Origin of the sequence: Dysgonomonas sp. ZJ279 (genome assembly GCF_011039205.1) — a bacterium.
Lineage (GTDB): Bacteria > Bacteroidota > Bacteroidia > Bacteroidales > Dysgonomonadaceae > Dysgonomonas.
The window spans coordinates 278852-289993 of sequence record NZ_JAAKEL010000002.1 but is presented as its reverse complement, the minus strand read 5'-3'; the positions used below and the strand labels follow the sequence as shown (position 1 = coordinate 289993).

Sequence of the window (11142 nt, the reverse complement as noted above, 5' to 3'; positions counted from 1 at the left end):
ATTTTATTCTTCGTTTACTTGTTCGGTATCACTGTCTACCATGTCGTCAAGCTCGGTGTATATTTCATCCTCTTCGCACTCGTCCGACGCATCGGTGGCGGGAACTGCATAGTGGCGCACATCTATTTTGCCTGTAACGGCTTCGGCTATCAAGGCTGTGCGATATTCTTGTACCAAGGCTATTTCTTGCTCAATGGCGGCAATGGTTTTGTCCAATTGCGCGGTTTCGCGCTCTATATATTCTACTATGGCTTGCTGTTCAGGGAGAGGGGAGTGTAAAATAGGCATATTCCTTATTTCAAATTGATTTAAACCTTCTCTTGAAGCTCCTACTTGCTCAAATTGTATAAGTCTTTGTATATATGACGAACTTAAAGTCTTCGCCAAATATTCACTTATGATAATTGTTTTAGGTCTAATAATGCACACATGTTGGTTAACATTTCCAATACCTAATGTATAAGGTATAATACAGCATCTACCAATAGAAGCCCCTGTTATGTTCAATACAACATCATTTGGTTTCAATTCAGTATTTAGCATTGAGTCATGTACTGCCTTATCAATATACACAACATTGTCTAGTTTTAGACCATCAAAATGAACATTCTGACTTCTTAAAAATGGAATACCATCTTTTCGATATATCTCTGAACCACCTCTAGGGGTAATACCACTCCCTGTTTTATCAACAAGATACTTCAACTTCCTCACTTCCCAATGCGCAGGAATATCGCCGAGCCAGTCGATACCGCTGGGACGAAGTGGAGCATCGGGATTGATGCCACGGGTAACAACATGGTTGATAATGGCTGCTTTTTGTTCGTTCAAGAGCTTTATCAGTTGCTTCTTTTTACGCACAAAGCGGTCTATCTTCCGTGTTTTGTAATCCAAGAAGTTGGCAATGGCGGTTTGCTCGGGTAGTGGAGGAAAAACAAGTCTTTCTTTTCCTAATTCATTAAATCCCATCGACTGCCTAACACCTCCACCTCCATTGTAGAAGTGTTTTATTAAATCCACATAATTCAATAATTCAAAGTAGTACTTTGAATGGATATCACTTTTGGGCTTTAATCCGATATATGCACTTGTAATAATTCCTTTTTCTTTTACATAACCAACTCTAAGGCTGTTTTTATCATTCTGCAAGTCTAAAAGTCTCATAACTATGTCGCCTTGATCCATTACTTGGTATCCAGCAAAAGAGGCAGGGAGTAACCCACTTGCAGTATTAATGTCTTTATTCTTTATCTTTCCATAGCTAAGAGTCAATAAATTTTTCTCTGAAAGCTCAGTATTTTTGTTTTTATTATCAATAAACAGTTTACGCAAAGCAGTTTCTTCCCAATGCTCTGGAACTTTGTCTAACCAAACAATCTCCGAGTCCTTGTATTTATCGTATGGTTTGTATTGTTTCATTGTTCCACAATTTCTTTAAGTAGACCATCGGTTTCGGCTTCGAGGCGCATAATGTCGGCAGCTATCTCGGCAAGTGGGCGCAATCCTTCGTACTGGTAAAAGTATTTGTTGAACGCTATTTCGTAGCCCACTTTCATCTTCGCCTTGTCGTACCACGCATCGGGGGCAAAGGGCAACACCTCGCGCACGAAGTAATCGTCTATCAGCGTTTGGCGGTCTACGCCGTGCTGCATGGGTACGTTTTCGATGTCTTTGAGGGCACTATCGGCTTTGGGCTTGCGTTTGCTGTCGGTGACGATGTTTCCCTTTTCGTCTCGTTCGGGTTGGTTTACAGTTATTTGGTAGTAGCCAAAGTCTTCGTTGCGGAACAGTTTGCTGTATCCGCTTTCTTCGAATGCAAAATAGAGGCGTTTTATTTCGCGTATATGATCTTCGGTCAGTTCGTTACGCTTGCTCCCGAGCGATTTGCGCATCTTGCTGTAAAACTTGTCCGAGCTCGCGTTGATGAGCTGAATTTTCCCTTTTCGTTTTTCTTCTTTCACGTTGCTTATTATCCACACATAGGTGGCTATGCCCGTGTTGTAGAATATGTCGTTGGGCAGTTGGATGATACATTCCGAGAGATCGTTTTCTATAATATACTGGCGTATGCCACTTTCGCCACTTCCTGCATCACCCGTGAAGAGTGCCGACCCGTTGTGAACGGATGCTATGCGGCTGCCGCCATCGCGTGGGGCTTTCATCTTTGATAACATGTGAAGGAGAAACATGAGCTAACCATCGTTGCTGCGCGATGTGAGGCAAGTTTGTTGTGGCTCGCCCTTGAAGTCGCGAATAGGCAGGTTGAAGCGAGTGTCTACAATGCTTATTTTCTTCTCGGTGCCTACATTCAGATTGTTTATATCTTCTTTCCAGCTGGTTCCGTAGGGTGGATTGGTGAGCATAAAATTGAAACGTAAATCGGGATCGAATCCATATTCGCTAAGTGTGGAACCAAACTTTATCTTGTCGGGGTCTTCCCCTTTCAGCAACATATCCGATTTGCAAGTAGCATATATTTCGCCCGTATTTTCTTGCCCATAGAGGTGGAATGTGGCATTGGAACGTATCTCGCCATCGGGGTCGGTGGCAAATTGTTTCGATTGTGTGAGCATGGCTCCCGATCCCACACATGGGTCATAGACAAGGAATGAGCCTTCTTTTATCTTATCTTTTACGGGCAGATATACCAAATGCGTCATCAGGCTGATGATTTCGCGCGGAGTGAAGTGACGTCCTGCGGCAGCATTGGTTTTCTCATTGAATCGGCGGATAAGGTCTTCGAACATATAACCCATTGCCATGGGCGATATTTTGTCGGGGCTTAGTTCCACCTTAGGGTCGCAGAATTTTTGTATCAACGAATATGTTATTCCCGTACTCGAAAATGTTTCGAGTTGGTTGCGGAACTTGAATTTGAGGATAATATCTTGTACCGTGTCGGAAAATCCGTTGAGGTAATCCAAGAAGTTGGCATCAATGTTTTTAGGATCGTTGAGCAACTTTCCCATCGTGTATTGCGATGTGTTGTAAAATGCCAATCCGCTACCATGCTGTGGGCTGGTAAGCAGGGGTGCAAGATTGTCGAGCTTGCCTTTGTACTGTTCGAATGTAGCCTGCACTTTGTCTTTAGTTGGCTTAAGAGCCAAGTCGAGACGGCGAAGCACGGTCATGGGTAGTATCACATCTTGATACTGATTTTCTAAAAATTTGTTTATCAACACATCATCGGTTACTGTCCAGATGAAGTTTATAATAGGTTGCAACGATTGCTTATTGAAGCTCATTATTAATGGTTTATTATTATTTCAATTTTGAATTAACAAAAATAGTGAAAAATAAACTCAATGCTTTATTTGCTGGGATACATTATTACTGTTTGAGGTCGAAGTAAGTTAAATCAAATCTATATTTTTCATACATTTACAGAAAATATCAAGCTTATGACCGCAACAACTCTAACAGAAAAAGAAACTGCAATCAGAGAAAAGCTTATCAAGGCTGCATCTGAGGGTAATAAGGTGTATTATTCGGATTTGGTAGGTGGAGAGGATGCTTCTCTTATACGTAGTCTTGGGGCAATATTGGAAAATATTACCCGATACGATCTTGAGAACAAACAGCCTATCTTGGCATCTATCGTTGTTCTTAAATCGACAGGTTTACCCAGCGAGGGCTTCTTTGAGATGTGCGACACACTGGATATAGATGCTTATCTGAGTGATTTGCAGAAAGAGTGTTTTGAGTGGTGGAGTGAATAAACCTTTATACGCTATATTATGATAAACTTTACAAGAGGGAATAATACAATAATAGAAGATCAAACGTATAATAATACAGAAACAGTAATCGAATTTCCAACCAATGGTGCGGTTTTCAAGCATTGCATTTTCAAAGAAAATTTAATATTTAAAAATGTCAACCTCAATAGTGGACTATATTTTGAGGATTGTAGCTTTGAAAAAAATGTATTCATATCAAACTGCAAATCTGAGGGAGGTCAGAATATAGTAATACAAAGAGATTCTGGCGCAACGATAACTTTTGATAAATGTACTATAAAGAATCAACTATTCATATCAGGAGTGGTGAATGACGCCCAAACGCATTGCAGCCCAACAGTATTTCAGCGAGGATTATTAATAAAGGATAACACAGAGATAAATGAATTAATTTTCAATTATTCGGAGACAAAGAATGTTGGTATAACTATAAATAAATCTATAATTAAACAAAAAATTGATTTAAATCATAGCCAAATTAATGGAGCAGGATTGCATATTTGGGATTCTAATATTCAAGGTTATTTTAGAGCAATGGATATTAGTGGTTCCTCTTTTGCATTTATTAAATCTAATTTTGAGAAATCATTTCAGATATGGGGGAATAAATTCTTACAAGGAGTTACTTTTAATTATGGTGTATACAATGAAGATGTTGAAATATATGCAACAGAATGTAAAACCTTGACTATATATGATGGAGATTTTCGAAAACACATGCGAATTCGCTGTATTGATTCAACAAGGGAGGATAATCATGTAAATGGATGCGCCAAAGAAGTATATATTAAGAATTCGAAGTTTGGAGATAAATTATCAGTAACGTCAAACTATGAGACGAAATACGATTTAGATAAGATTATAATTCGTTCCACAAAGGAACAAAAAGGGGATATCGTTTTTGAGAAGCTTAATATACATGAAGAACTTTCAATAGAGGGAAGTAATTACGACAGTAATATTAGTTTTCGGGATATATCTTGTAAAAAGATTAAGATTGATAATTTAACAAATTTGGCAACACTTGTTTTTTGGAAATTATCTGACATCGAAGATAATAATTCTTTGTTTGAAATAAAAGGTTCCGATTTAGGAAATACAACTTTTCTTAATTGCCGATTTAAAGATTTTAAAAACATAATAATAGAAGATTCTATCTTATCTCAGATTAAATATTCTAGAGTAGAGTGGTTTAAATCCAACCAAATCAATAAAAATATCAACAGGAAAAATTCTGAGTATTGGAATAGTATTAGAGAAGTTTTCAGGCAATTAAAGTATAGCGCGGAAAATAATATGAATAGACCAGAGGCTTTATATTTTAAAGCCTCTGAAATGAAGGCTTATAATAATTACTTGCTTAAAGATGGTTGGTTTAAAAATATTGGTGACATTATAATATTGAAGCTAAATTTGTGGTCAAATACACATGGACTTAATTGGGGTAAAGCAATAGCATTTACACTTATTTTATGGATTGTATTCTTTTCTTTGTATGTAATGATACGAGATGGTTATAGTTTCCAATTCTATGATAATAATATTTTTCTATTATCTCAAAAAACATTTTGGAAAGAGGCAATTAGCTTTTTATGGCTTCCTGAAGGGTTAGAAAGTCTTACTGGAAATGACAGGTTGTTTACTTCGGATTTAAGCTGGAAGATGTCAACTCTTGGTGTATCATTCTTCTTGTTAGGTAAAATTGCTATTGCGTATGGTATTTTTCAAATAATTTCAGCATTTAGAAAATATGTAAAATAGATAAAAAAGTAATTCATTAATCATCGATATTTACTTTTGTGAATCTTTATAATAATGAGAAAGATTGTAGAATTTAAACCAAGAGCTGAACTTCTTATAAAATGTCTTATTTCGGAATACTAATGGTTATCTTTACTCAAAGGCAAAAATAAGAAATATGATCCTCTTCTTGATTATTTGGAAAAGTTAGTAGAAGAAGATAGATTGGATTCGGATGATTACGATCGTAAAGCTATCAATCGTCTGGTATTTCAGAAGCTACAGGAGTAAAATTAACCAATGTCAAGAAATATCTAACTCAGATTTACGAAGATATACTCGCTTTGAACTATGACAATCCAGAACTATTCAAGGAAGGACATCCGCATAAATACTCTCTTTATTTCAGACATTTAGATCACTGCTATAATGATTTTAATATTTGGTTGCCCACTGAACTACATAGATTTGATCGATTTAACTTCCCATTTATTGCTGGCAAAGTAGATTGGGGATATTTTTGGGTAAAAAGTATAACGCATATTCGCGAATATGGAGAATGCAGAACATTAATAGAGATGGCGGCGGGCTCCGCGAATATTTATAGAGAATTACTTTTAGATAAAGCTGATTTTATGGGCTAAATTTCTATTAATGAAAGATATAGCCTGACGGAATACCAAATGGATGAAAAATTGAAAAATTATGGCAGACGAGAAAAACTGTAATGGCTTTTTTAAAGCTACTACACTAAGCTGATGAACGATTTCAGGTATTCTCTTAAAGCTTCATCACAGACGTAAACATAAGTTCCTTTAATAGACCTTGTAAGAAGAAGCGCATACGTGTTTAGAACATATTCTTTTAGCTCGTCCTCTGTCGCTCCTTTTTTTACATCATTGGAGAATAGAGACTTCTTATTGACCTTTATTTGGTTATCCTTTTTATCGAAATTAAGATCTGGGCCAATTACTAAACCAACATAGTTTAAGTCAAGCCCTCTAAGTGTATAAACACTTCCCATCTCATGTTTAGAGTCCATATTCCCTATCCACATCTTTTTATCTCGATTCCATCTAATCTCTTCGCCATCAATGATAATATCTGGCTTAGAAATATCATTTTTACTAACCCATTTCCATGCATATCCACCGCAGAGTTTGCTTAATCCATGTTTATCTTCTTTGTGTAATATCTCTTCTTTCATTTTTGTAAATGAGGTGAAAAGCTTAAAATCGAAATTCTCAAAAGTTCGCTTTTGTGGTGCTCTCTGATATAGAATGTCGTAGATGTAATCAATATATGCATCCCCTGCATTATTCCTCATTTGGGTTTTTAACTCTATTGGTCTAAAACCTATTTGATTGTTATTCAGAATCTTTTCTTTAATATATTCATCTCGAATGTCAGAGCGTTTAATTATTTGCTTTTCATCATAAAATAATATTTGATATTCGGATTGTTCTAATACCCAATCTAGTTCATTATGTGTATTGTCCAATCCCAATCGTTTATTGCCTTCTTCAAAATGCTTTTTATAAAACACTAAATTTTCACCACGTCTTAGTGCATGTACCTCATCACAAATTATAATATCATATTTTCGCTTCGTCAATTCTATCGGACTGATTATATCTTCCTTCTTTAGCCCTTCTGCTGTTTCATGAAAAACATTTTTCAGAATGTTGCGCATTTGTTCATTCGCAACCACCATAGCTATCTTTTTATTTTTATAGCTACTGTTATTTCTCAGATAGTGAAAAAGAGATGTTGCTATGACTGTTTTACCCGTTCCTGCATTTCCATTTATCAAGATAGGTCTTCTTTTATATTTGTTTGAAAATGGGGCTGTTTCTCCTGAATTTAACGCGTTTACAATGTAAGTTAGAGCATCTGTTTGTCCGTCTGTAAATGTTATGTATGGAGAATATTTATATGCATTAGAATTAATGATAAGCTGAAATGATTTTTGTTTTACCAGCTTTTTATCAATTAGTTGATTCCATAATCTATCAAAATGTAATTCGAATTCATTTTTTCTCTGATAATGAGTTTTATTACCATCAGTTCTGTTGACAACATTAAATAGCCCATCCACTTTCATCAATCTTATCAGAAGTCTTTCGTAATGTTTTGCAGGAGTTTCCTCCATTAAATCACTTGTGATAATATGCATTCGTTGAAAGCTTAATGCTTGAAATTTGCTTATATGTTGATAAGCGCGAATTGCAGCAACTAGAGTTTCTCCAATATAAGCGTCCTTTCCATTCTCTAGTATGTAAACACAATGAAAATCATTAGGTAACTCCCATTTCTCAAAGTCTTCTTGAGTATAACTGGTTGAATATTTGAAAGTTGATATATTAAAGATTGTTTGTTGCATTAGGATTTCACTTCTTGATATTGATTTAAAATACACGATATACAAAAGTATAGTTAAATTTTAAATGAGTCATTACATTTTGATGTATTATATTTTTCTTATTCTATGAAAATATATAACTGTTTATAAGGTGTATAGTCATATATATCCTTACTTTTGAAAAAAACTATTATGGCATTATCTCCAATGTTAAAACATGGGCTTGAGAGCTTTGAACATGGTCTTGAACATTATTTGGATGGAACGGAAAAAAGTCGCAAGTTCGCAATTCTACATATTGATCAAGCAATAGAGCTGTTACTAAAAGAAAAAATTATTTTAATTGGAAAATCAATCTATAAATCCGATGGAACAACTTTATCATTCCATGAAGCATTTAATTCTTTAAAGGGTATTTGTGATATAGCACAGAAACCAAGATTAGAAGAATTACACGATGTAAGAAATACAATTCAACATAAAGGACTGCTTCCCGATGAAGCAACAACAAAATTCTATGTCGAAATAGCATATGATTTTTTAAAGATTTTTTAACAGTAGAGCTCAATCTGATTATAGAGGATATATTATCAAGCAAATATCGTTCGTTAATGGATGGTCCAGAAGTTAGAGTGGATGGAATGAATGAGATATTGTCAGATTTCGAGGTGATTAAGTTGCAATTGGATAATCCTGTAAATACAATTATTTCTTGTTATACATTATTAGAGAGGGCTGTATCTATTCTACCACAAGAATTGAATTCTAAAGGACGACCTTTACTAAAAGCTACAATAAGAAATGCAGCTATAAATAATGGAATTGAAAAAGCAAAAATTGAAAAAGAATTTAAATATATATTGATGATGAGGGGTATGGTTGTGCATCAGAATAACTATGATCCAACAGTAAAGGATGCTAAAGGTTACATAAATTCAGTGCAGAAAATCCTTAATTATATACACCCGAAAAGTGAAGAATAGATTTCTCTTTTAATATTGATGTTTTTTTTGATTGATAGTGCTCAATCCAGTGCCCATTTTTGCGATTCCTTATGATTTTTTATGAACCCTATAGCAGTTAAATGTTGGTTTTAGGCTGTTGAGAGTAGAGTCAGTAAGAGTTAAGACGAGTCAGTTCGATTTCCGTTTCCTTCTCTGGTGGCACCACGAAGAAAAATAAGATAATTAAGCAGTTATAGAAATATAGCTGCTTTTTTTATGTTTGAAAATAGCTGAAAAACAGAACTTGTGTTTTAAAATGTGTTACACAAAATCATAACCTTAAAGGATGGAGGATCCCCTTCTAAAACTGTGGATTACAAAAAACAGAAAATGGAATATATAAACATTAGTATATGAGTGAATTATATCTATTTTAGACTTTGATAAGAACAAACATAAGCACCTTGCCCAAACAAAGATTATATTGAAAAGATAATAGTGAGTACGGAATAAATATTTTTGAACTAAAGGCTGATGATAAAGAATTTTCATATAATTATATTGTTGATAGTCAGTTTTAAACGAACATGGACATCAGTGTAAACGAACTTTTGAGCAATATATTGAAGGCTTAAGGAATCAAAGAAAATGCGGATAGGCAGCTTCCGTTCAACAGGTATACAACTCTTTACTTAAGTTTAATAAACACCTCAATATGTACTTATATCCCTTTTTCAGAGGATCACTTTACACTGGAATATGTGATCACTTTTATTGGGATTTAAGGGAACATCTTCAATCGAATTTTCCAACTGCAAAGTAGTACAAGAATCTCAAAATTTTAAACAACTAAAAATTGCTATTAGCAAGTAATATTGGTGTTCTTCTGAAGTAAATAATCAAAATAGATTTTATGGGATTAGCTTTATTGATTATAAGAATAAGACTAATGGTTAAAAACTAGGGAAGTGTTTACAGCAAATGTAATAAATGATTTGCTTAATGAATGTAAGACTGCTAATATGAAAGAAAAAGTGGATAGTTCTTAATGTGAACAATTGCTCAGGGGCTTTCTTTGAGTGGCATAAGATGGACAGGGAAGGTAAGGTAAGATGTTTGCGCGGAAGATAGAGTCTTGAGAAAAAAGGTAGGAAGGGGACAGGAATATTTGAGATCGATAATTCTTTGTTGTTTTTCTGTTTTATCTTTGTGATTTAATTATCTTTGTGTTCAAGTAGAACTTAAATAAATATCTATGACCCACTTAATCACAGGGGAAGCAGGTTTTATTGGCTCCAATTTTGTAAAGCATATGCTAAAAGCATATCCTAATACCAAACTCGTTATTTTTGATGTATTGACCTATGCAGGAAATCTGGGAACATTACAAGAGGAGTTAAAAAATAAGCAAATAATTTTTGTAAAAGGAGATATTTGCACTAAAGAGGATACAGAGCAAGTGTTCAAAGATCATAATGTAAGTTATGTTGTAAATTTTGCTGCAGAAAGTCATGTAGATCGTAGTACCAAAAATCCACAACTGTTTTTGGAAGTAAATGTGCTTGGTGCTCAAAATTTGTTAAACACAGCAAAGAAGTTTTGGACTACAGGAACTGATGAGAATAATTATCCAACATGGAGAGAAGAAGTGAAATTTCTGCAAGTATCAACGGATGAGGTTTATGGGTCATTAGGTACTGAAGGATTTTTCACAGAAGAAACTCCACTTGATCCATGTTCCCCAGATAGTGCAGGAAAAACAGGAGGCGATTTGATCGTAAGAGCTTATGGTGAAACTTATAACATGCCTCTAACTATAACCCGCTGTTCAAATAATTACGGACCTTATCATTTTCCTGAAAAATTAATTCCACTCATTATACGTAACATTTTGGAGGGAAAACAACTCCCTGTATATGGCGATGGCAAAAATGTACGCGATTGGCTGTATGTTCAAGATCATTGTAAAGCGATTGATAAAGTTTTACACGCTGGAAGAGTTGAAGAAGTCTACAATGTAGGAGGTCACAATGAAAAGACAAATATTGATATAGTGAAATTGGTGATTGATACTATTCATCATATTATGAATAAAGAACCTCAATACAGAAAAGTATTGAAGAAACAAGAAAAATCTGCAAATGGAGATATAGGCAAGAAACTACTACACAGTTAGTCTATTCTAAAGATTAGTTTTGTCGTGAGCTCTTTAAATGATTGCGTGTTGAAAACGAAAAATATGAATCAATTTAATTATGTTTGAAATGCAAAACACTTAAGCATAAGTGATGCACACAAAAGTAAGTTTTTCGGGCTAGATAAGGCATTAATAGAGATATTTTTTTAATATTAAATG

The 11142-nt window shown here is 34.7% G+C and carries 6 protein-coding genes and 2 pseudogenes; 5 read left to right on the top strand and 3 right to left on the bottom strand.

Annotated features, from left to right (window positions below):
• Positions 1 to 3: 3 nt before the first annotated feature.
• Together G7Y57_RS05070 and G7Y57_RS17960 are read right to left on the bottom strand one after the other, a co-directional pair.
• On the bottom strand, positions 4 to 1419 hold the full coding sequence (locus G7Y57_RS05070; RefSeq protein WP_165021109.1) for a restriction endonuclease subunit S: 1416 nt from the start codon (positions 1417 to 1419) through the stop codon (positions 4 to 6).
• A pseudogene (locus tag G7Y57_RS17960) lies at positions 1416 to 3245 on the bottom strand (N-6 DNA methylase). The gene G7Y57_RS05070 and the pseudogene G7Y57_RS17960 overlap by 4 nt, the downstream one beginning before the upstream one ends.
• 156 nt (positions 3246 to 3401) lie before the next feature.
• On the opposite strand from G7Y57_RS17960, the gene G7Y57_RS05060 reads away from it, so the two are divergent.
• Positions 3402 to 3719 (top strand): hypothetical protein, encoded by a 318-nt coding sequence (locus tag G7Y57_RS05060; RefSeq protein ID WP_165021108.1) that lies wholly within the window; start codon positions 3402 to 3404, stop codon positions 3717 to 3719.
• 18 nt (positions 3720 to 3737) lie between these two features.
• Complete coding sequence (locus G7Y57_RS05055) at positions 3738 to 5501, top strand: hypothetical protein (RefSeq protein WP_165021107.1); 1764 nt, start codon at positions 3738 to 3740, stop codon at positions 5499 to 5501.
• A gap of 724 nt (positions 5502 to 6225) precedes the next feature.
• Here the strand turns inward: G7Y57_RS05055 and G7Y57_RS05045 are convergent.
• Complete coding sequence (locus G7Y57_RS05045) at positions 6226 to 7863, bottom strand: DNA/RNA helicase domain-containing protein (RefSeq protein WP_165021105.1); 1638 nt, start codon at positions 7861 to 7863, stop codon at positions 6226 to 6228.
• A gap of 171 nt (positions 7864 to 8034) precedes the next feature.
• Between G7Y57_RS05045 and G7Y57_RS05040 the strand changes: the two genes are divergently transcribed.
• The 3 genes and pseudogenes from G7Y57_RS05040 to G7Y57_RS05030 all read left to right on the top strand — a co-directional run.
• On the top strand, positions 8035 to 8397 hold the full coding sequence (locus G7Y57_RS05040; protein WP_165021104.1) for a hypothetical protein: 363 nt from the start codon (positions 8035 to 8037) through the stop codon (positions 8395 to 8397).
• 56 nt (positions 8398 to 8453) lie between these two features.
• The gene (locus G7Y57_RS05035; protein WP_165021103.1) at positions 8454 to 8825 is read left to right on the top strand and encodes a hypothetical protein; all 372 of its coding nucleotides are present in this window, start codon (positions 8454 to 8456) and stop codon (positions 8823 to 8825) included.
• 1216 nt (positions 8826 to 10041) lie between these two features.
• Positions 10042 to 10938 (top strand): annotated as a pseudogene (locus tag G7Y57_RS05030) (dTDP-glucose 4,6-dehydratase); the annotation flags it as partial.
• Positions 10939 to 11142 lie beyond the last annotated feature (204 nt).